Source organism: Sphingobacterium sp. B29, from assembly GCF_001952815.1.
GTDB classification, from domain to species: domain Bacteria; phylum Bacteroidota; class Bacteroidia; order Sphingobacteriales; family Sphingobacteriaceae; genus Sphingobacterium; species Sphingobacterium siyangense.
The window spans coordinates 5990501-6014677 of the sequence record NZ_CP019158.1 but is presented as its reverse complement, the minus strand read 5'-3'; the positions used below and the strand labels follow the sequence as shown (position 1 = coordinate 6014677).

Sequence of the window (24177 nt, the reverse complement as noted above, 5' to 3'; positions counted from 1 at the left end):
TATGACGATCAAATCAGTATTAGTCAGTCTATCGCTGGCTGCTGTCGTGCAACAGGTGGTAGCACAGCAAGATACGGTACGGTATATAGGAAAGACATTATCCAATGTAGACTATCACCACGGACAGCTGACACCTGCTGTGGGTACGCACAATATCCAGGTATTTCGAGCAAACAGAGAATTTCCTGAATTGGCCGGCGGACACAATTTTACCTATAACCATCAGCCTTTTTTAGCGTATTGGAATGATACTTATTATTTACAGTTTCTGAGCAATCCTATTGGTGAGCATATCGCGGAAGGAAAGACCTTGTTGCTGACGTCAAAAGATGGCCGCAATTGGTCTAATCCAACGGATTTGTTCCCGACTTATCTGGTTCCGGAAGGTTTTACCAAGCCAGGACATACTGATAAGGCCGGGAAAAATTTATATGCAATCATGCACCAACGTATGGGCTTTTATCATGCAAAGAATGATAAACTGCTGACGCTCGCATATTACGGTGTAGCCCTGGATGCAAAGGACGATCCAAATGATGGAAATGGTCTTGGACGTGTCGTTCGGGAGATCCACAAAGATGGTAGCTTTGGGCCGATCTATTTTATCCACTTCAATGCCTCTTTCGATGAGAAGACCGCAAAATATCCGTTCTATAAGAAGAGTAAGGACAAGGCATTTGTACAAGCTTGTGACGAGTTGCTCGGCACGCCGCTTATGATGCAACAATGGGTAGAGGAGTCCGACCGAAACGATCCGTTAATTCCTTTGCAACGTCCGGTAAAAGCGTTTTCCTTTTATCATCTCAATGATGGAAGGGTCGTCGGTTTATGGAAGCATGCATTGACATCGATGAGCAAGGACAATGGAAAGACCTGGCAATATTCACCGTTGCGTGCCCCCGGATTTGTGAATAGCAATGCAAAAATCTGGGGACAAAAAACATCCGACGGGCGCTATGCAACAGTGTATAACCCATCGGAATTCAGATGGCCGTTGGCCGTATCGACCAGTAATGATGGATTGAATTACACGGATTTGTTATTGGTTAACGGGGAGATCACCACTATGCGTTATGGCGGTAACTATAAGTCTTATGGACCGCAATATGTTCGTGGTATCGTCGAAGGTAATGGTGTTGTTCCCGATCGTAACATGTGGTTGACGTACAGCATGAACAAGGAAGATATTTGGACTGCAGTTGTGCCTGTTCCGATCAAATCTACCGTAGATGAGGCCGTGAACGACGATTTTGCGAAAAATGCAGGACAAGCCTATAACAACTGGAATATCTATAGTCCATTGTGGGCAAGTGCCAAGGTTGAAGGAAAAGCGTTGGTCTTGCGTGATAAAGATCCTTTTGACTATGCGAAGGCAGATCGTGTGATTCAATCGGCCCAAAAAGGGACCATTGAATTTACGGTGACGCCACAGCAAAATGATCATGGCTCTTTACAGATCGAATTGGTGAATGATAGTGGCTTAGCAGCTGCGCGAATTATCATGGACAAAGACGGCATTATTAAAAATAAAGCCGGGTACCGAAATGCTTCGTTGACGAAATATGAGGTTGGAAAATCTTACCACTTTGTGTTAACTTTCGATGTGAACACCCGTTCTTATCAAGTTGCCATTAATGGCGAGGACAAAGGTATGAAGCTATTTTTCCAACCCGTAAGCAACGTGAGCAAAGTGTCGTTCCGTACGGGCGATGTCAGAAGGTTTCCCAATGCGGATACGGAAACAGATCAGGACTTTGATGTCGAAAATGCGGGAGCTTCGGTAAAAGAAGCTACTTATCAGATTACTTCGTTGAAAGCTCAAAAGCTGAAATAAATGAGACGGTTTATTGTACATATAGCTTTATTGGTAGCCGGTTTTTCGGCAAAGGCGAATGTCATATTGCCGAATATTTTTGCGAATCACATGGTTTTGCAGCGCAACCAAGCGGTCGCGATTTTTGGTTCAGCGAGCCCTGGCGAGCAGGTAAGCGTAGCTTTTCAAAACCAGTTGAAGACGACAGAAGCCGATCAAAATGGTCGTTGGAAAGTTGAACTAAAAGCCATGCCGGCTAATGCGGTTGGACAGACGTTGACCATCAGGGGAAACAATACGATCGAACTTAAAGATGTTGTGGTCGGTGAAGTATGGTTGTGCTCGGGCCAATCGAATATGGAATACCAAATGCGTAAAATTGAGAAAGTTAAAGCTCCGTTGAGAGGTACCTATTTCCCTAAAAATGAAGTTTCAGAAGCAAACAATCCCAATATCCGAATTTTTTTAGTACGCCGAAAATTTCTGGCCAAGCCGGATGGCCAATATCAGGGCTGGGCTGTAGCACGGGATTCGGCACTGCGTCAATTTTCTGCACCGGCCTATTTCTTTGGGAAAACGCTACAGCAAGAATTAGGTGTTCCTGTAGGCATTATTTCATCAGCTGTGAGCGGCAGCAGAATCGAGCCTTGGTTCTCTGAAGAATATTGGGCAGGTTCACCTTATCTGAAAGATAAAAAGAAAGAAGGCGATCCCGGTAAATTCTTTCATACGATGATTGAGCCATTAGCGCCTTATACCTTAAAAGGATTTGTTTGGTATCAAGGTGAATCCAATACCTTTTTAAAAGAGAATATTAGTTATAGTTATAAAATGAAGGCGCTGATCGAAAATTGGCGGACTCTTTGGGAGAACCCCAAATTACCGTTTTATTTTACCGAGATCGCACCTTTTTATTATTCCCTGGACGAAAAAGATCATGTCCGTATGCCGAGAACGGTGTTGCCGGAATTTCGGGAAGCCCAAGATCTGGTTTTACAATTGCCGCATACAGCACGTATCATTACGACGGATTTGGTCGATGATCCACACGATCTCCATCCAAGTTATAAATGGGAAATCGGTCGTCGTCATGCCCTTAAGGCTTTAAAATATGTCTATCATAAAAATATTGTAGCCGATGGCCCTGAACTAAAGATCGTAAAATATCAAGGCAAACAAGCAAGGGTAAAATTGAAACATGCGAAAGGCTTAAAGGCCATTGATGGTAACCTCTTAACATCATTTGAAGTTGCGGGTGAGGATGGCATCTTTTATCCAGCACAGGCTGCTATCAACGGACAGACAGTCATACTTGAAAGTGACCAGGTACAGCAGATCCGTCAGGTTCGGTTCGGATGGGACGAAGTCGCGCAACCCAACCTGGTGAATACCGCTGACCTGCCGGCCGCACCTTTTAGAACAAATAATCCATTACAACATATTAAATTGAAATAGTCTTTAGCGATCATGAACTTGAAAACAAAAATAGCGTTATCCTTACTTTTTTTTGGGACTATGGGATTGCAGGTATCTGCCCAAAAAACAGCGAGCCAATACCTCTCTGGAACAGGAAAGGATGATGGTGTGTTATGGGATTTTTATGTGACCGAAGGCTTGAACGCTGGGAAATGGACTAAAATACCAGTTCCCTCCAACTGGGAACAACAGGGCTTTGGGAAATATAATTACGGCTTCAATAAAGAGGCTGATAAAGGCAAAGAGGTCGGTCACTATAAATATAGATTTAATGTATCCGATGCCTGGAAAGATAAGCAGGTTCGGATAGTTTTTGAAGGTTCGATGACCGATACCGAAGTCAAGATCAATGGTAAGCTGGCTGGCGCTATCCATCAAGGATCATATTATGTTTTCAAATACGATATTACAAAACTATTGAAATTTGGCGAAGAAAATCTATTGGAGGTCCATGTTGCTAAGCATTCGGCAAACAAGTCAGTGAATGCGGCGGAACGGGAAGGTGACTTCTGGATTTTCGGCGGCATTTTTAGACCGGTCTATTTGGAGGCTCTGCCCCTGCATCATATTGAACGTGTTTCGTTGGATGCAAAAGCCGATGGTACATTCCGGGCTAAAATTGCCACGGTGGGAGAAGCGGACGAAATTACGGTTCAACTGCTTGATGCAAAAGGAAAGAAATTTGGAAAACAGCTGAAAGCAAAGCTGTCAGACAAAAACAATTGGCTCGAGGGACAATTTTCAGCTCCGCAATTATGGTCTGCTGAATTTCCAAACTTATATATAGCACAATTTACCTTGTCGAAAAATAGTAAGGTACAGCACCAGCTGGAGCAAAAATTTGGTTTTCGAACCATAGAAGTGAAAGAACGTGATGGCGTGTATGTCAATGGCGTAAAGGTTCGATTTAAAGGTGTCAATCGGCATGCGTTCGTTCCGGAATCCGGACGGACGACGAGTAAAGAAGTTAGCATTGCCGATGTGAAACTCATGAAGGAAATGAATATGAACGCTGTTCGGATGGCCCATTATCCACCAGACAATCATTTTCTGGCTGTCTGTGATTCATTGGGTTTATATGTCATGAACGAGATAGCGGGCTGGCACGGGCACTACGATAAGGAAGTCGGTACTAAATTATTGCGGGAGATGATGGTGGTATCCGAAAATAATCCGTCCGTTGTTTTTTGGGCAAATGGGAATGAAGGTGGGCATAATCCGGATTTCGATCCCATCTTCGCAGAGGAGGATATTCAAAAACGTGCCGTGATTTATCCTTGGGCCGTACATGATGGTTTTGAAACAACCCATTACCGGGAATATAACTATGGTATTGGTACCTATGATCATGGACACAATATCATTATGCCGACGGAGTTTTTGCATGGCATGTACGATGGCGGGCATGGTGCTGGATTGGAAGATTATTGGAAAGCGATGCTTGCCAATCCCCTTGCTGCGGGTGGTTTTCTTTGGGATTTTCGCGATCAGGGGATCGTTAGGACAGATAAAGGCGGTATTATAGATACTGATGGAAATCGCGGTTCGGATGGTATTATTGGTCCACATGGCGAAAAGGAAGGAAGCTTCTTTACCATAAAAGAAGTTTGGAGTCCTATCTTCTTTGAAAAACGAGAAATGACAAAAGGATTTGATGGTTCGTTCCATATTGAAAATAGATATTCTTTTACCAATACTAATCAGTGTACATTTTCGTACGAACTCAAAAAGTTAGGCGGCTATGATGAAGTGAAAGCAACAAAAAGCGGAACGATTGTCGCTCCCAATATCCGCCCCGGTGATAAAGGGATTTTAAAAGTTGATTTCCCTACGGGTTGGGAGGACTTTGATGTCTTATATCTTACCGCAAAGGATGTGCATCAACAGGAACTCTTTACCTGGAGCTTTCCGATTACATTGCCGAATCAGGTGGCAAGTAGCCTTCTGAAACCAAATGGAACAGGGGAGATTGCCGTACAGGAGACCGCGAATGCCTATCTGGTGAAAGCGAATGGCATTCGCTTTCAAATCAATAAGAGAAGCGGATTGCTGGAGCAGGTTCAAAATGCCAAAGGAATAATTCCTTTCAAAAACGGACCGGTTTTGCAGGAAGCGGCGACAAATTATAAGAATTTCAAATTGGGCCGTGAGGAAGGGAAAGTGATTATCGCATCTACTTTTGATAAAAAAGATAGTTATAATACCTTGCGTTGGGAAATCCTTGCTTCGGGACAGTTGAAAATGCATGTTCAATATTTTCCTGAAAGTTATTTTACACGTTTTGTTGGAGTGAATTTCGATTTTCCAGAAGATCAAATCGAAGGTGTTGAGTATCGGGGAATGGGCCCTTATCGGGTTTGGAAAAATCGGATGAAAGGGAATCAGTTTGGCGTTTGGAAAAAGAAGTACAATAATACCGCAACGGGCGAATCGCCATTCGAATATCCCGAATTTAAAGGGTACCATGCCAATATGTATTGGACCAAATTTATCGGAAAGGATCAAAGTTTCCGCGTGTTTACCGATCGGGAGGATGTGTTTCTGCGTTTATATACGCCAAAAGGACAGCAAGATACCGAATGGAAAAACATGGAACCTACTTTTCCGAAAGGCGATATTTCTTTTATGAATGGTATTTCAGCCATCGGCACGAAAACACAAAAGCCAGAAACGACCGGGCCTATGGGCATGAAGCACGTTTACTACGATTTTGAGAAGGAACCGAGCCGGGCGCTGCATATGGTCCTCTATTTTGATTTTGAAAACTAATGAAAGCAGGAACTGTCATATCTACTGTAATGGTCTTCTTGTCGATCTTGTGGCATCAAGCTACAGCGCAGATCACTGTTGCAAACCTGCGGACTGAATTACGTTCGAATCCGATCGGTATAGATGCCATTGCTCCAAGACTGAGCTGGCAATTGCAGGGCAGCGGGCGGTCTATCCGACAAGAAGCCTATCGGGTTTTGGTTGCTTCTTCACAAGAAAAACTGGATCAGAATATCGGCGATTTTTGGGATTCTGGGAAACAGCTTTCGAATAATTCTACGCATGTTATTTATGCAGGCAGCGCTCTGCGGAGCCGCATGGGAGTGTTCTGGAAAGTAAAAGTGTATACGAATAAGGGTGAAAGTAGCTGGTCTGAGCCGGCGGGTTGGACCATGGGACTGCTGCATTACAAGGATTGGACAGGACGCTGGATTGGTTTTGATCAGTACTTCCCGACAGACAATGAAAAGACTGGTCAATTGGCTGCCCGTTATTTCAGAAAGGAATTTATAACAACCAAGCAGATTAAGCAGGCTACAGCCTATGTGATGGGGCTCGGACTTTATGAGTTATATATCGACGGCAAGAAGATAGGGGATCAAGTACTGGCTCCAGTGCCTACGGATTATACCAAGAACATTAAATATAATGTTTTGGATGTAACAAAATCACTTTCGCAGGGTAAACATGCGCTTGGTGTCATTTTGGGAAATGGACGGTTTTATGCCATGCGTCAAGCAAAGCCCTATAAAGTGAAAACTTTTGGATTCCCAAAAATGCAGATGCAGCTTATGCTGACTTATACGGATGGTTCAACAGAGGTCATTAAGACCGATGATTCGTGGAAAGGAACGACCGAAGGACCCATAACGGCAAATAACGAATATGACGGTGAGAATTATGATGCCAGAAAAGAACTAACGGGTTGGGCAAATCCGGATTATGACGATAAAACATGGTTAAAGGCTGCTTTTGTGCAGGAGCCCGGTGGCAATTATGAAGCGCAGTCGGAAGGTATGAAGGTGATGCGAGATATTGCACCGGTTTCGATCGTCAAAAAGTCTGAAGGAAAATACATCCTTGATTTCGGACAGAATTTCTCGGGTTGGGTAAAGATGACGGTGTCCGGTACGCGTGGAACAGCAGTGACATTCCGTTTTGCAGAATCTTTGACCGAAGACGGCGAATTATTTACGACCAATCTGCGTGACGCGAAAGCAACGGACCATTATATATTAAAAGGTGGCGGAAAGGAAACCTGGGAGCCGCGATTTACTTATCATGGATTTCGTTATGTCGAAGTCAGCGGCTATCCGGGTGTAGCTTCAAAAAGTAATTTTGTTGGCCGTTTTGTCTACGACGATATACCCGATGCAGGAACCTTTGTGTCTTCCAACACACTCATCAATCAGATTCATCAGAATGCATGGTGGGGTATCGCTTCCAATTACAAAGGTATTCCGGTAGATTGTCCTCAACGCAATGAGCGTCAGCCCTGGTTGGGTGACCGTCCAGTCAGTGCATACGGTGAGAACTTCCTCTTTGATAACGCCAATTTTTATCATAAATGGCTCGAAGATATTCGGCTGTCCCAAAAGGAGGATGGCGCGTTACCGGATGTTGCACCAGTTTTCTGGCGCTACTATAGTGATAATATCAGCTGGCCAGGAACTTATCTATTTATCGCCGATATGCTCTATCAGCAGACCGGAGATCTACGCATTTTGGAAAAACATTATCCGGCCATGAAAAAATGGATGGATTATATGCAGGCCCGTTATACAGGCCCGGGCGGTATCATTACCAAGGACAGTTATGGAGATTGGTGTTTCCCACCGGTAACCATTGAAGCCGGCAGAGGTAAGATTGCCGATAAAAAATATCCAAGCGCATTGATCGCGACATCTTATTACTATCATTTGCTACAGACCATGGCCCGCTTTAGTGTCCTCGTCGGCAACGGACAGGATCAAGCTAACTTTTTGGATCGTGCAGCGAAGATGAGAGTCGCATTTAATGCCGCTTTCTATCACGATGCAGGATATTATGGTAGCAATTCATTGACTGATAATTTATTGGCGCTATCTTTTGGCTTAGTCGAAGATACAAACAAAGAAAAGCTCAGTAAGCGGATTGTGGAGATTGTCGAAATAGAAAATCGGGGGCATCTGAGTACAGGACTTATCGGAACACAATGGATTATGCGTGCGCTCACCGAAATCGGACGAGCAGATCTTGCCTATAAGATTGCAACCAATAAGACCTATCCTTCCTGGGGTTATATGGTCGAAAATGGGGCCACAACAATTTGGGAACTATGGAATGGCAATACAGCCCATCCCAAGATGAATTCACAAAATCATGTGATGATGTTGGGCGATCTCTTGGTATGGCTCTATGAGGATTTAGCGGGTATCAAATCAAAGGAGCATGCCTTTCAGACTGTTGTCATGAAACCGCAGGTCGTAGCAGGGTTGGATCATGTGGATGCAAGCTACAAAAGTGTTTATGGAACCATTCAATCCAATTGGAGCAAAAGCAAATCGGCTTTTGAATGGAAGATTTCTATTCCGGCCAATACCAAAGCAGAGATCTATCTGCCCACAACAGTACGGTCATCTATCCTGGAAAGCAACCGAAAATTAAAAAACGATAAAGATATTCAGATCCTACGACAGGAAAAATTAGGCACTTGGTTCATGATCGGATCCGGAGATTACCAGTTCAGCATTAAATTATAACAATATGAAAAAGACTTTGTCAATCTTTATCCTCAGCTTGTTTGCACTGAGTTTGTATGCACAGGACAATTCAACGGAGCAGAAAAAATCGCAGGAGTGGACTGCAGAGCTCAAGCTTGCCAATCCTGCAAAAGAAGAAAAGATCAAAAGCTTGATCTTGAACCATTTGATAGCCGTGAAAGAGTGGCATAATAGCCATCCGATTAGTACTGTTCCAGCAGGAATAAATCCGTACACGGGCGAAAAATTAAGTGATATGGATCGTTCCATTATTGCAGATTCAGCGCAGCCCGATTCTATACACAACAACTTGATGGCTGGTTTGCATCAAGAGCTTGAAGAGCAACAGGTTGCTTTTATCTTGGACAAATACACGATCGGAAAAGTTGATTTCACCTTAAAAGGATATAAGGCAATTGTCCCAGATCTGACAGCAGTTGAGGAACAGACCATCCGTAAAAATTTAGAAGAAGCCCGCGAAAAAGCAATAGATTATAAAGGGATTAAGCAAGTTTCTGCCATTTTTGAAATTTACAAAAATAAATGTGAAGCTTACTTAAATGCCAACGGCCGCAATTGGCGTCAATTATTCAAAGATTATGTGGCAAAGGTAAAATCCGAAAAAGAAAAGCAACAAAAATAGACTTGAGTTTACCAAATCAGTTCCAATAAAAAACAAACATCGTATGCGTTGGCAGGGGAAAAACCAGTTAAGATGCATACGTATAAAATATCGATAAACAGATGAAGATAAAGATCAAATTGGCAACAGCCCTATTGTTTTTATGCTCCTTGAGTTCTTACGGACAAAATCCGACATTAAAAAAATGGCAAAAAGGGGTCATAAAAGATGAGTTTATTTATGATACGGCATCTTTCCCTTCCTGTCATTCCGCTACCATGGCAGAGACAGACCAAGGTTTGGTTTATGCCTTTTTTGGTGGAACGAAAGAACGTCATCCCGATGTGGAGATCTATGTGAGCAGATTTGAAAACGGCAACTGGTTAGCGCCAGTGTCGGCAGCGGATGGTGTACAACCGGATGGCAAGCGCTTGCCGACCTGGAACCCAGTTTTATATCAAATACCTAACGGAGATCTCTTGTTATTCTATAAAATTGGGCCTAAACCATCGGAATGGTGGGGCATGCTCAAACACTCCAAAGATGGCGGTAAGACCTGGTCTGCTGCCGAAAAGTTACCTGAAGGCTTTATTGGACCGGTGAAAAATAAGCCTGTTCTTTTGCAAAATGGCACCTTGCTGAGTCCTTCAAGCACCGAAGGAAATGGTTGGAACGTACATTTTGAGGCGAGTTCGGATTTTGGAAAGACCTGGCGTAAAATAGGGCCGATTGCCCGTGGTGCAGATAATCTGGATGCCATACAACCGAGCATACTTGATCACGGAAATGGTCAGTTGCAAATATTGGCGCGCACACGCAACCGTGCGGTCGTAACATCTTGGTCTAAGGACTGGGGCGAACATTGGACCCCACTGGAAAAAACGACGCTCCCCAATAATAATTCGGGTACGGATGCCGTAACGCTAAAAGACGGACGGCATGTATTGGTGTATAACCACGTGCTTCCGGAAGGTAACTTAGCCAAAGGGGCGCGTACACCATTGAATGTGGCTTTTTCCAAAGATGGCAAGCAGTGGCAGGCCGCACTTATACTTGAGGATTCGCCAATCAGTCAGTATTCTTATCCTGCAGTGATTCAAACGAAAGATGGGCTATTGCATTTTGGCTACACCTGGCGTAGAAAGAAAATGAAACATGTCGTCGTAGATCCGAAGAAAGTGAAATTAATCCCAATTGAGGACGGCATCTGGCCAACAAAAAAAGGATATAAAAAACCAGACCCTAATGCATATGTTAAGGAAGAAGATTAAGTTCGTCTGTGCAGTCTGCTTGTTTTTTGTCTCGCTTGTTGTCCAGGGGCAGGACAGCTTACTCAATTATGAACATAAATTTAAGCAACCCCTGGAAAAAGTTCTGGCAATGATGCAAGAACGGTATCAGGTCAAGATCAAATATGATCCACGCAATGTCAAAGACATTATGGTGGACTACGCACCTTGGAAGTTTAGGGCAGATCTTGTGGGCACAGAAATCAATTTGCTGTATCCCTTGGGGTTTAAACTGCAGGAGGAAGCCAAGCCCGATACCTATAAATTAAAATCATACGAATATAACCGCTGGAAACCACAGGAGGGTTGGGATTTTTTGAGCTTACTGTCCAAAAAATATACGGATAAGGCAAGTTGGGAAAAGAGAAAAGATCAATTGCGTGTTGCGTTGAGACAAGCGATGTACTGGGATAAGCTGAAAAGTATACCGAATCAACCCATTCGATTGGGCAGGGTACGTCGCTATGCGGACTACCAAGTTCAGAATTTTGCCTTAGAAATTATACCAGGGGTCTATATCAATGGCAGTATCTATTCTCCGCTCAAACAGAAGAAAAACATTCCTGTGGTATTATCTCCTGACGGTCATTGGCCACAGCAGCGGTATCGTTCGGATGCGCAGAAGAGATTTATCACCTTGGCTCGACTGGGCTGTATGGCTGTAAGCTATGACCTATTTGCCTGGGGCGAGTCCCTATTACTGTTTGCGTCGACAGACCATCGCAGCAGTGAGGCTATGTTGATGCAGACTTGGGGTGCAGCGCGTATTTTAGATTATGTTATGAGCTTACCACAGATCGATCGAAGCAGGATAGGCATTAGTGGCGGATCGGGTGGGGGTAGTCACAGTATTTTGATGGCTGCCTTAGACGATCGCTTTACGTTGGTGGCTCCTGTCGTGGCGATGTCCTCCTACTTCTTTGGTGGATGTCCCTGTGAGAGTGGACTGCCCGTGCATTTTGTCTGTGGCGGGACCAATAATGTCGAACTGGCTGCGATGACAGCGCCCAAACCACAGCTGATCATCTCCGATGGTCAGGATTGGACGAAGGAGACTGCTATCAACGATTTTCCATACCTGCAAAGGATATACGGATATTATGGGCAGCAAAATCAGGTACAACACGCACATTTTCCTGAGGAAGGTCATGATTTTGGCTATAACAAAAGACAGGCGCTCTACAAATTCCTGCTAGATCATTTTCGTTTGGATCAAGCGAAAGCTGCCGATAACATCGCGGAGACCGGTATTCAGATCGAGCCAGAGGAGTTGTTATACAGTTTTGGAAAGAAGGGGGAAAACTTACCAAAAAACGCGATTCGTGGGATGGAACAATTGAAAGCATTGTTAAAATCATATCAGATTGAACTATGATGAACCGAAAGAAATTTATATGCGATACCTTGGCCTTAATTGGTGTAGCAGCGCTGCCTTCTGCTGTCTTTGCCGCACCTAAGCAGCGTTACAATGTCGCCGTAATTGATCTGATGATTTTAAAGCGGCAAAAACTAAGTGCATTTGACCTGGCAAAAGAAATAGGAGCGGATGGGTTGGAAGTTGATATGGGCGGATTGGGCAACCGGATTACTTTCGATAGTAAGTTGGGCGATCCTGCGCAACGGAAGGCCTTTCTTGACAAAGCAAAGGAAACCGGAATAACGATCTGTTCGTTGGCCATGACCGGCTTTTATGCACAGTCTTTTGCTACGCGGCCGACTTATCAGCAGATGGTAGGGGATTGTTTGGACACTTGTCAGAAAATGGGGGTTAAAGTGGCTTTTTTGCCTTTAGGCGTGACGTGCGACTTGGTTAAATATCCCGAACTGCGACCTGCTATCGTCGAGCGTCTTCGTATAGTAGGTGAAATGGCAAAAAAGGCCGGTGTGATCATCGGGATTGAAACAGCATTGGATGCAAAAGCTGAGGTTGAGCTTTTAAAGGAAATTGGGTCCAAACATATCCAAATCTATTTTAATTTTTCCAATCCGTTGAAAGAAGGGCGTGATCTGATTCAGGAGCTGACTATTTTAGGAAAGAAGCGGATCTGTCAGATTCACTGTACGGATGAAGATGGTGTATGGCTCGAAAATAACAAACGACTGCATATGCCTTTGGTAAAACGGACCTTGGACCGTATGGGCTGGCGCGGTTGGCTCGTGATCGAGCGATCTCGCGATGCTAATCTATCACCACGTGCCGTCAAAGAAAATTTTGGTGCAAATACACGTTACGTAAAACAGGTGTTTCAATGAAATTAAACTGGATAATATCGCTTGTAGTGGTAGTAATGGGCATGCAGGGATGTCGAAGTCTTCCGATTGGAAAGCGGCTGAATAAGATACTGTTGCGTTCCGATCAGGTAGGGGCTGGACAGATGCCCGCTGAGCCAGAAAAGGTGCAATCCCCTTTTACGGCATGGAATGTCCAGCGGCCAACATTTCCGATGCGACAAGATACGGTATGGCCGAATGACGATATTCAGGGTAAGCTCGATCAGCTTGCAGCTCATGGAGGAGGTACGTTAGTACTGAAAGGACACCACCATACAGGACGTATTACGCTAAAATCCCATATTAATCTAAAAATGGATGAAGGTTCCGTTTTGGAATTTAAGAATGAAATTAATGATTTTCTGCCTGTGGTGTTTACACGGAACGAAGGGGTAGAATTATATAGTTTGGGGGCTTGTATTTACGCCAATGGGGCAGAAAACATTGCCATCACGGGATCAGGTAGAATTATTGGCCCCGGTGAAGGCAGCGTCCGGAATAAAACCATGACGCATGACGTCATTGAAAATATTGTCGACAGTAATACGCCTGTTGAGCAGCGGATTTACGATGGAAAGACCGCAGATTTCATCTTTCCACCGGCACTCATTGCGCCCATTAACTGCAAAAGGGTCTGGATTGAAGGTGTATCGCTCGAGCGTACGGCTTTTTGGAATATCGTGCCCACTTATTGTGAGGATGTCGTGATCCGTGGAGTCCGCATCCATTCTATGGGTATACCACGTGGGGATGGGATCGATATTGAATCATGCAACCGTGTACTTGTGGAGTACTGTACTCTGAATACCGGCGACGACTGCATTGCCGTGAAAGCAGGACGTGGATATGATGGACTGCGGGTGAACAGACCTTCGCAGGATATTGTTGTCCGCTATTGTTTTTCGGAAAAAGGTCATGGTGGGTTTACGATCGGTAGTGAGACTGCGGCATGGCCAAGCACGTGTATGTCCATGACTGTGTGTTTGGAAAAACCAATGTTGGTATCCGTTTTAAGACGAGAAGGCCACGGGGTGGTGGCGGATCTGATATTTACTTTGAGCGTATCCGGATGCAGGAGGTCGAATCAGCTTTACGCTGGGATATGCTGGGACAGGCCCAACATGTAGGCAATCAGGCTAGCCGTGATTTCGAAGTTCAGAAGAATGCTCTGACACCACGTTTCTCGAATATCCAAATAAAGGATATATATATTGATGCGGCTAAAAACTGTATTAAGATTGAAGGTATTCCGGAGTCTGTTTTGGAAAACGTATCTATTGATCGTGTTTTCGGACGCGGTGACCGGTATTTGTCGATTAAAGATGCTAAAAATATCAAGATTAAAAATAGTGTTTTTGTGTGTAAAGATACCAGCGTTTCGACAATCAATGTTTCGGGACTGATACAGGATCGTGTCCGCGTGATGACTGAAGCGCCTTAATAGTTGGATATGAATACAGTCGGGGAAAAAAGAAAAAGAATGAAGAATATTGTAAAAAAGGGAATCGTTTTAGGAAGCATTTTTCTGTTATTGCTTGCTATGCCCATAGTTGGTATGGCCAAGTTATCAGTAACGCGTGTTTTGATAGAAGGACGCGAAAACCCATTGGGTATAAATACATTAAAACCTTCATTTAGCTGGCAATTGCACAGCGATAAATTTGATGTACAACAACAAGCTTATCGTATCTGGATCAGTAAAAGCACTCGTTTTGCAAAACAGGATATACTTTGGGATTCCCAATGGGTAGCGACAGAACAATCCCTAAATTTGTTATACCAGGGAAGCCCTTTAGTTACAGGTACAAGTTATTACATCAGGATACACGTTCGTGATAATAAAAACGAGACAGCCAGAAGCGCGGTACAACGATTTCATACGGGATTGCTGAATGCAGAAGATTGGGGGAATGCCCGATGGATTGCTAAAGATATATTACCGGATTCGTTGGTCAATCCACTGCCACTAAGCTCCAGTAAGCTTCGGTTGGATAAAACTTACGACCTTCCGGTTTTCAGGAAATCAGTTCAGGTGAAAAAGAAGATCAGTTCGTCAATCGCTTATGTGGCAGGCTTGGGACATTACGAGTTGCTATTGAACGGCAAGCGGGTAGATGATGCAGTGCTACAGCCGGGTTGGACAAAATACGATAAAGAAGCCTATTATGTGGTTTACGATCTTACCCAAGCCTGGCAACAGGGAAAGAATACTATCGCTGCCCTATTAGGAAATGGGTTTTATTATATCCCACCAATTAAAGGCCGATTTCAAAAACATAAAGTTGCTTTTGGCCTGCCAAAGCTCAAACTTAAGATCGTCAATACCTACACGGACGGGACGCAAGAAATCATCGTTAGTGATGCCGGCTGGAAAACACATCGGTCGCCAATTACTTTTTCCAGCATGTATGGGGGCGAGGATTATGATGCACGGATTTTGCCTGAGGATTGGTCAGCTCCTGCTTACGATGACCGGAACTGGCAGCAAGCGGTCATAACGGATGGACCACATCTACGGGCACAGGATATCGATCCGGTGAAAATTATGCAGCGCTTCGCACCTGTTGGATTTCAGCAGGCTGATGGGGGGAAACGGATCACCTATGATTTTGGACAGAATGCATCAGGCATAGTCACCATGCAAATGACCGGGCAAGCTGGTGATACCGTACGGGTGTATCCGGCCGAATTGCTGACAGCGGATGGACGCCCTAGTCAAAAACATTCAGGAAGCCCCTATTATTATCAATATATTTTTGCAAAAGATGGGGCTGTGTCCTGGCAGCCACGTTTTACGTATTATGGATTTCGTTATGCCGAAGTTCAGTTACATCCTGCCGGTAGCAAAGCGGTTCGGATGGATGCGATACAGTTGGCCCATATCCGGAATAGTACAGCGCAGGTAGGAAGCTTTCAAAGCTCCGATACGCTATTTAATCAGATCCATGGATTGATCAATTGGGCTATTAAGAGTAATATGGTCAGTGTCTTTACCGATTGTCCACACCGCGAAAAATTGGGCTGGCTGGAGCAGTTACATTTAATGGGGCCGTCGGTACAATTTAACTTTGATGCTGAACGCCTGTTTGCCAAGTCGCTGCGAGATATGCGACAATCTCAGACAAAGGATGGTCTGGTTCCTGAAATAGCGCCCGAATATGTACAGTTTGACTGGGGGGGCGATATGTTCAGGGACTCACCCGAGTGGGGGAGCAGCTCGATTATCCTGGCCTGGTATGCCTATCGCTGGTATGGAAACAACGCTTTTCTTGCCGATAATTATGCCATGATGACCCATTATATCGATTATTTGGGCTCCAAGGCGAAGGACCATATTTTGACACAGGGCTTGGGTGACTGGTATGATTTGGGACCAGAGCGTCCGGGTGTTTCCCAGCTGACTACCCCGGGAATCACGGCTACGGCAATCTATTACTATGACCTCAAACTGATGAAAGAAATTGCTACGCAGCTTGGAAAAAAAGAAGATGCCAAAAAATTCGAGACGTTACAGCAGGCTGTATTCAATGCGTTCAATCAGCAATTTTATCGACCTCAGGAGCATAGCTATGGCTCTGGTAGTCAGACAGCGCTGGCCATGCCGCTCTACGTTGGTTTAGTACCTCAGGAGGCTGAACAGGCAGTCTTTGACAGATTAACAAAAACGGTCTGTCGAAACGATACAGCGTTGACTGCTGGAGATATCGGTCATCGTTACCTGTTGCAGGTGTTGCAGGCCAACAACCGTGATGACCTGATCTATGCCATGCATCACCGTGATGACAGGCCCGGATATGGTTATCAGCTGCGGAAAGGTGCCACAGCACTGACCGAATCCTGGGCGGGGCTCCCGAATGTCTCCAATAATCATTTTATGCTCGGACACCTGATGGAATGGTTTCATACCGGTCTGGGTGGCATACAGCAAGCTGCAGGTTCTACCGCATTTACAAATTTTCGGATCGAGCCCAAAATGATAGACCTGCTGAAGGATTGTGAAATAAGTTTTGGAAGCCCTTATGGGAAGATCTATTTTAACCGGGAACAAGCGGAAGTGTACAAGTTGGAGATCCCCGTCAATAGCCAATGTACCTTGGTATTGCCCAAAGGAAGCTATCTGGTTAATGGAAAACAGCTGGACCCCGATCTCGTGTTGTCTGCGAAGGAGCAGGTAGAGCTGAAGTTGGGTTCCGGAAAATATACCATCACAAAGTAAAAACAAGCAAGCCCCCTGTCGTTAAAAGTAGCATGGACGATGGTTTTGCTGTCACATGGGGGACTTGAAAGCAACGATGAAAGAATAACGATTATAGATGAGACAACTGAAAAGAATACTAATATTGCTGTTTTTTGGATTGCCAGGCTGGACATCTCGGGCACAGGCCCAAAGAATTTCCAGTGCGGAAATGACAAAAATTTATCAAGAAGTAAAGACACCTTACAAGTACGGGCTCGTGCTGGTTCCGCAGCATAAAGGTGAGCTGATGGACTGTCCAACGCTATACAAAGCCGGAAAATATTGGTATATGACCTATATTGTATTTGATGGAAGTGGTTATGAGACCTGGTTAGCGCAGAGCTCGGATCTCCTGAATTGGAAGACCCTGGGGAAACAGCTCTCTGTGGCACCCGACGGCAGCTGGGATGCCAAGCAGCGAGCAGGCTACAATGCCTTGGTTGATACAAAATGGGCCGGAAAATATAAACTCAATACCTATGCTGGAAAATATTGGATGTCCTATTTCGGTGGTTCTACTGCAGGTTATGAGCCTGAACCTTTGTCGATAGGAATCGCTTATACCGGTATGAAACCCATCAAACCCGTCCAGTGGCAGCAGCTGACCAATCCAGTCCTAAACAGTACAGACCCAGATGTTTCTTGGTGGGAAAACCGTCATAAGCTATTTAAAAGCTATGTCATTGAAGACCCTGATAAAAATACAGGACATCGTTTTGTGATGTATTACAATGCTGTGGGCGATTCTTTGGCGAACAACAAGGCAACCCGCTGGTATGAACGCATTGGTATGGCCGTATCTGACGATATGAAAACCTGGAAGCGTTTTCAAAAAGATCCGGTGGTTCATCATCCCATGGGTATCACAGGCGACCCCATGATCCAGCGTATACATGACACCTGGGTAATGTTCTATTTCGGGGCATTTTGGAAGGATCGTAAGGGCGCATTTAACCGCTTTGCAGCATCCAAAGATCTGATCCATTGGACGGATTGGGAAGGCGCCAACCTAATTGAATCAAGTGAAAGCTTTGATCAGCAATATGCCCACAAGTCTTTTGTATTGAAAACGGAGGGTATCGTCTATCACTTTTATTGTGCCGTAGATAGCAAAGGTAACCGCGGCATAGCCTTGGCGACCTCTAAAGATTTAGGCCGGAGTAACCTGCATTTTTAAGATCTTAAACCAAAAACGAGAATAGCCCTTAGGCAATCATCATCTATGGAGGGCCTCTCCACCTGAGTTTTGAAACTAGGGTAGCATAAATACCCTAAAATTGATTAATAAATAAATAGGCAACACTTTCATTGACGGCAATGAAAGCGGTGCTAATAAATCACCATTTGAACATGAAGTTACATTATTTTATTTCCATGCTCTTTTTACTGCAGCTTCAACTTGTATCTGGACAGGGACCTGCCAAAATAAGCTTTAATGATAGCTGGCATTTTACATTGCAGGACCGGTTGGGCTACCGCCTGCAGGATATCAATCCGCAGGCCTGGGAATCGGTCAAACTGCCTCATGACTGGAGTATCAACGCTGATTTTGCTGCTACTTATCCCGCAGGAAATGCCGGTGGAGCATTGCCGGGCGGAATTGGCTGGTACAGTAAGGAATTTAAATTGCCGGCAGCAGATCAGGGCAAAAGTATACAACTCTACTTTGGCGGAATATATCGCTACTCGGAAATATGGATCAACGGTGTTTATTTGGGAAAAAAGCCCAATGGTTACCTTTCCTTTACACTGGATCTTACGCCACACCTTAAGTTTGGGAATCAGCCCAACCGGATTGCTGTCCGTGTGGATAATAGTAAACAGCCAAACTCCAGGTGGTATTCGGGCTCCGGAATCTACCGCGATGTCTACCTGATCAAGAGCAGCGCAGTACACCTCGATGAGCAGGAGACTTTTATCACCACGCCCGAAATCCATGGTGAACTGGGGCAGCTGAAAATACTTTCCAAATTGAACAAGCTGTCCCGTTCTAATGGAGTTGCAGGGAAGAAATATCAAATTACGGTATGGGATCCCAATGGCAATCTGCTGCTGAAAAAAACAGGGGTTGAGAAAGATGGATATATTGATGCATCACTTCAAGTGGAAAAACCCCAGTTGTGGGATCCAAAGTCGCCAAATTTATATCGCGTGCAACTCACTCTTTTAAATAAAAATAATACAGTTGAAGATCAAATTGAAAAGCGTATCGGATTCCGGACAATTCGGTTTGATGCAAAAACAGGTTTTTACTTAAATGGCGCATCTTTGAAGATTTATGGAGTCTGCATGCATCACGATTTGGGCGCTTTAGGGGCCGCTTTCAATAAGTCCGCTGCAAAAAGGCAGCTTGTCATGATGAAAGAAATGGGCGCCAATGCTATTCGCACTGCGCATAACCCACCGGCAGAAGAGTTACTCGATCTTTGCGACGAAATGGGAATTTTGGTTTATAATGAAGCATTTGACATGTGGAAAAAGCGAAAAAATAAGTTCGACTACCACATTGACTTTCCTACGGAACACCTCAAGGATATTGAAACATGGGTGCGTCGAGACCGCAATCATGTTTCGGTTATCCTATGGAGCATCGGAAATGAAATCCGAGAACAATTTGACTCCACGGGTATTGCCTTAACGCAAGAAATGGCCAAATTGGTAAAATCTCTGGATCCAACACGCCCCGTTACTGCTGCCTTGACCGAAAATAATTATGTAAAGAATTTTATCGCACAGGCAGAGGCTTTGGATGTACTGGGCTTCAACTACAAACATGAAGATTATGATAAATTACCTGTAGAATTCAAAAATATACCGCTGTTGGCATCAGAAACTGTTTCTGCCCTAGAGACTAGAGGGGTATACGACAAGTTGCAAGATACGATTCAGCTATGGCCAGCATCATCAAAAGACAAATATGTCGTCAATGGTAATCCCGATTTTACGGTTTCGGCTTATGATAATGTTGCTGCCTATTGGGGTACAAGCCATGAGAAAGCCTGGCTAGCGGTTAAGAACCGTCCTTTTTTGGCGGGAACATTTGTCTGGACCGGCTTCGATTATCTTGGGGAGCCTGTTCCTTACCCTTATCCTGCAAGGAGCTCCTATTATGGTATTGTTGATCTTGCTGGTATTCCCAAAGATGTGTACTACATGTATCAGTCTGAATGGACAAACCAGGATGTCCTTCATCTTTTACCGCATTGGAATTGGAAAGCTGGCGACAGTGTAGATGTATGGGCCTATTATAATAAGGCTGATGATGTCGAACTATTTCTCAATGGAAAGAGTCTGGGAACTTCAGCTAAAACCGCAGATCGTCTGCACGCCAGCTGGAAGGTGCCCTTTGAAAAGGGGGAATTGAAAGTCGTTAAAAAACGAGATGGTAAAGTTGTTCAGGAAGCGAGTGTCCGCACGGCTACAGGAGCACATGCAGTAAAAGTTTCTGTGGAACATGAAAAATTTGCCACTGGAGAATCCCGAGACCTTTTTTTTGTGACCGCAGAACTGGTGGACAAGGCAGGACAGTCCGTGTTGCACAATGATCAGGAAATTGAGTTTATTGTAAAGGGAAATGCGAAAGTGCTCGGAACCGATAACGGATTTCAGGCCGATCTAAGGGGCTTACATCAGCCCAAAAGAAAAACATTTAAGGGAAAAGCATTGGGAATGATTCAAAAAATGGCCGACACACCCTGTACTGTGATCATCCGCTCGGCTTTAGGTGACAAACAAATAACGATCTAAGTCCAGCTATTCATTTATGATAAAGAGACAGCTGGATCTAAACAAATAAAAAAATAACCACATTACGCAAATAAATCTAAAAACTCAATATGAATACAAACAAGATTAATCTCGGGAAAATGACATTGGGGGCCGCTGCTTCCGGTTCAAAGTATCCGATGTTAATGCTCTTTTGCAGCAGCTTTATACTAGGCGGGGCACTCTTCTCCACTGCTGTGTCAAATGCCGCTACGCTTCATAAAGTCACGGTCAATCAGGTAAAAGAAATAAAAGGTAAAGTTACGGATGAGCAGGGAAATCCAATCGTGGGCGCTACTGTGGCGCTTGGTAATTCGACGCAGACCACTTCGTCCAATGCTTCTGGAGAATTTATCCTGAAGCTGTCAGGTGAAAGTGGCTCCATCAAAATTACATCATTGGGTTACGCTGAAAAAGTGCTGACCGTAAAAGCTGGAAATAGTGTCAATGTGGTGCTTAAGAAAAATGATCAGGCATTGGACGAAGTCGTGGTCATCGGTTACGGTACGGCCAAACGTCGGGACTTGACAGGAGCGGTAGCTTCGGTCAAATCAGAAGAAATTATGATGACGCCTACGGCTAATGTCATGGACGCGCTTCAGGGAAAAGTCTCCGGTCTGGATATCAGCAAATCATCCGGACGTGCAGGTGCCAATGTCAGTGCGAGCCTACGGGGCAACAGATCCATCAATGGTGATAATAATCCGCTCTATATTATTGACGGTATCCCAGGTGATTTTACCAGTTTAAATCCAAGCGATATCGAATCCATAGACATTCTCAAAGATGCATCATCTACGGCAATCTATGGCTCTGCAGGTTCAAACGGTGTTATTATCATTACGACAAAACAGGGAAAAGCCGGTAAAGCAATCGTGAATTTTGATTCCTATTTTGGATATAATGGATTTCCCAAATACCCCCATGGGTTGGTCGGAGACGATTATATGAAACTGAAAAGGGAAGCGTACCGGGGTGAGCATGGTAACTATCCGGAATTTGCCAATAATATTTTTAAGAATCCCGCACAGCTGGAGGCTTTTGAAAATGATAAATGGGTGGACTGGATGGACTTGGTCTTAAAAGACGGAATCCAGCAGAACTATAGCTTTTCAGTGAATGGCGGGAATGAAAAAACAAAAGCTTTTTTGTCACTCAACTACAACGATGAAGAAGGCCTTATAAAAAATGATAATAGTAAAAAATACGCTGTAAGGGCAAATATAGATCATAAACTCTCTGACCTATTTAAATTAGGTACGAATTTACAGTACACGTATAAGGACAATAATCAGGCCGCACAGAATGTATTCGGCAACAGCCTGACCTTTTTGCCTCTCGGAGACGCGTTTGATGCTGATGGCAATATCAATCATATACCCGTGGATGGGGTCACCAATCCCTTGTCGGATCAGATCAAGGATCAGTATAAAAATAATATCCTGAGCAATTATTTTGCGGGGAATGCCTATCTCGATTTTACACCGTTCAAAGGACTTTCCTTTCGTTCAATTTTTGGTGCGACGATTGGCTCCCAACGTACAGGAAGATATTTTGGAATGCAGTCAATTGCCAATCCAGAGGCGGGTTTCAAATTACCGGCCGCCGTAATTATCAATGACAGGAATTACAACTACCGTTGGGAAAATATCCTGAACTACGAATTTAACCTACAGGAAGATCATCATTTTACAGTGACGGGAGTAACATCCTGGTCGAAAAATCAAGCGGAACAAGCCTATGCCGGCGGGTCGGGATTTGACCTGGATTCCTATTCTTTCCACAACCTCAGTGCGGCCACAACTTCCGTAATCCGTTCTTCTTATATTGGTTCACAGTCGATGTCTTATGTGGGCCGTGTAAACTATAATTATCAAGGACGATACTTGCTATCCTTGTCAAGCCGTTGGGACGGTGTTTCCCGACTCTCGGCAGGCAACAAATGGGATGTATTTCCAGCGGGAGCTTTTTCCTGGCGCCTGAGTGACGAGCAGTTCTTTGCATCATTGAAAAACAAAATATCGGAGTTAAAGCTGCGTGCCGGTTATGGTATCACGGGTAATTCTGGTGGTGTGGGTGCCTACGGTACGCAGGCGGGCGGATTTAATGCACCTAAGCCGGTAGGCTTTGGTGAAAGTACGCTTGGTCCGGCTTTTATTCTGAATCAACAACTCGCTAATAAGGACCTGGGTTGGGAGAAATCCTATACAACCAATATTGGTCTCGATGCGCAATTCATGAATCAAAGAGCCAACCTGACCATTGATTGGTACAATACGGAAACAAAAGATCTACTCTTTCTAAGGGATATGCCAGCTTCATTAGGCGGTTCCTGGGGTGCCCCTTTCAAGATGTGGCAGAATATTGGTGCAACGAACAACAAAGGATTTGAACTGACCTTAAATACAAAAAATATTCAGGGGGAAGGGGTTACCTGGAATTCAACATTGACTTTTGCAGCGAATAAAGAACGTGTGACTGCACTACCCGGAGGAAAAGACCTGATTTCAAATAACCTATTTTTAAATCAGCCGATCAGAACATTCTTTGATTATCAATACCTCGGCATCTGGCAGGAAAGTGAAGCGGAGCAGGCAGCCTTGTTCAATGCTAGGCCAGGTGATATTAAATTAGCCACCGATGGTACGGTCAATGAAGATGGTACCCATGCCTATGGTGCCAACGATAAGCGCATTCTCGGATCAGCGGTCCCGAGATGGACCGGTGGATTTCAGAATAATTTTAAATACAATAACTGGGACCTTTCGGTATTTTTAACCGCAAGATGGGGGCAGATGCTGTCCAGCAACCTGATCACACGATATGATCCGACAACAGGCGTGGGAAATAGTCCCGATGATATAGATTACTGGACACCAGAAAATCCAGACGCTTATTTGCCAAGACCAGGATTACATTCCTCGACCAGTGGTTATATCGGGTTTGATGCGTTGAAATACGTGGATGGATCCTATTTCAAGATTCGAAATATCACCTTGGGCTATAGTTTGCCGAAATCATTTATTAAGCGGCTTTCCATGGAACGTTTCCGTTTTTATGCAACCGCTAACAATCCGTTCATCTTTACGAAAAGCAACTTGTTAAAGTATCAGGATCCCGAATCCAACGGTTCGGATAATTTTCCTTTGACCAAGCAGTTTGTTGTAGGATTGAATGTTACTTTTTAATGCCAA

Annotated in this window: 14 protein-coding genes; all 14 read left to right on the top strand. The window is 44.3% G+C overall.

Features of this window, described 5'->3' with window-relative positions:
- Window position 1: 1 nt before the first annotated feature.
- The 14 genes from BV902_RS25775 (at window position 2) to BV902_RS25710 (ending at window position 24171) form a co-directional block, all read left to right on the top strand.
- Window positions 2-1834, top strand: a complete 1833-nt coding sequence (locus BV902_RS25775) for an exo-alpha-sialidase (protein ID WP_083663854.1) — start codon at window positions 2-4, stop codon at window positions 1832-1834.
- Window positions 1835-3268 (top strand): sialate O-acetylesterase, encoded by a 1434-nt coding sequence (locus BV902_RS25770; protein ID WP_075994337.1) that lies wholly within the window; start codon window positions 1835-1837, stop codon window positions 3266-3268.
- 12 nt (window positions 3269-3280) lie between these two features.
- Window positions 3281-6058 carry a glycoside hydrolase family 2 protein gene (locus BV902_RS25765; RefSeq protein WP_075994336.1) on the top strand — a complete coding sequence of 926 codons (2778 nt, stop codon included), beginning with the start codon at window positions 3281-3283 and terminating at the stop codon, window positions 6056-6058.
- Window positions 6058-8799, top strand: a complete 2742-nt coding sequence (locus BV902_RS25760; RefSeq protein ID WP_075994335.1) for an alpha-L-rhamnosidase — start codon at window positions 6058-6060, stop codon at window positions 8797-8799. Before BV902_RS25765 ends, BV902_RS25760 begins: the two co-directional genes overlap by 1 nt.
- A gap of 4 nt (window positions 8800-8803) precedes the next feature.
- Window positions 8804-9442, top strand: coding sequence for a DUF3826 domain-containing protein (locus tag BV902_RS25755; RefSeq protein WP_075994334.1), 639 nt, complete (start codon window positions 8804-8806; stop codon window positions 9440-9442).
- A gap of 101 nt (window positions 9443-9543) precedes the next feature.
- On the top strand, window positions 9544-10692 hold the full coding sequence (locus BV902_RS25750; protein WP_075994333.1) for a sialidase family protein: 1149 nt from the start codon (window positions 9544-9546) through the stop codon (window positions 10690-10692).
- Complete coding sequence (locus tag BV902_RS25745; RefSeq protein WP_075994332.1) at window positions 10667-12085, top strand: glucuronyl esterase domain-containing protein; 1419 nt, start codon at window positions 10667-10669, stop codon at window positions 12083-12085. Before BV902_RS25750 ends, BV902_RS25745 begins: the two co-directional genes overlap by 26 nt.
- Window positions 12082-12963 carry a sugar phosphate isomerase/epimerase family protein gene (locus tag BV902_RS25740; RefSeq protein ID WP_075994331.1) on the top strand — a complete coding sequence of 294 codons (882 nt, stop codon included), beginning with the start codon at window positions 12082-12084 and terminating at the stop codon, window positions 12961-12963. Before BV902_RS25745 ends, BV902_RS25740 begins: the two co-directional genes overlap by 4 nt.
- The gene (locus BV902_RS25735) at window positions 12960-14108 is read left to right on the top strand and encodes a glycoside hydrolase family 28 protein (protein ID WP_075994330.1); all 1149 of its coding nucleotides are present in this window, start codon (window positions 12960-12962) and stop codon (window positions 14106-14108) included. The genes BV902_RS25740 and BV902_RS25735 overlap by 4 nt, the downstream gene beginning before the upstream one ends.
- On the top strand, window positions 14051-14422 hold the full coding sequence (locus BV902_RS25730; RefSeq protein WP_157626239.1) for a hypothetical protein: 372 nt from the start codon (window positions 14051-14053) through the stop codon (window positions 14420-14422). The genes BV902_RS25735 and BV902_RS25730 overlap by 58 nt, the downstream gene beginning before the upstream one ends.
- A gap of 39 nt (window positions 14423-14461) precedes the next feature.
- Window positions 14462-17197, top strand: coding sequence for a family 78 glycoside hydrolase catalytic domain (locus tag BV902_RS25725; protein WP_075994991.1), 2736 nt, complete (start codon window positions 14462-14464; stop codon window positions 17195-17197).
- A 97-nt stretch (window positions 17198-17294) separates the two neighbouring features.
- Window positions 17295-18395: a glycosylase gene (locus BV902_RS25720; protein ID WP_075994328.1), complete on the top strand. Its 1101-nt coding sequence runs from the start codon at window positions 17295-17297 to the stop codon at window positions 18393-18395.
- A 173-nt stretch (window positions 18396-18568) separates the two neighbouring features.
- Window positions 18569-20965 carry a glycoside hydrolase family 2 gene (locus BV902_RS25715; RefSeq protein ID WP_075994327.1) on the top strand — a complete coding sequence of 799 codons (2397 nt, stop codon included), beginning with the start codon at window positions 18569-18571 and terminating at the stop codon, window positions 20963-20965.
- Between the two features lie 89 nt (window positions 20966-21054).
- Entirely contained in the window at window positions 21055-24171 is a 3117-nt protein-coding gene (locus tag BV902_RS25710) for a SusC/RagA family TonB-linked outer membrane protein (protein ID WP_237241853.1), read from the top strand.
- Window positions 24172-24177 lie beyond the last annotated feature (6 nt).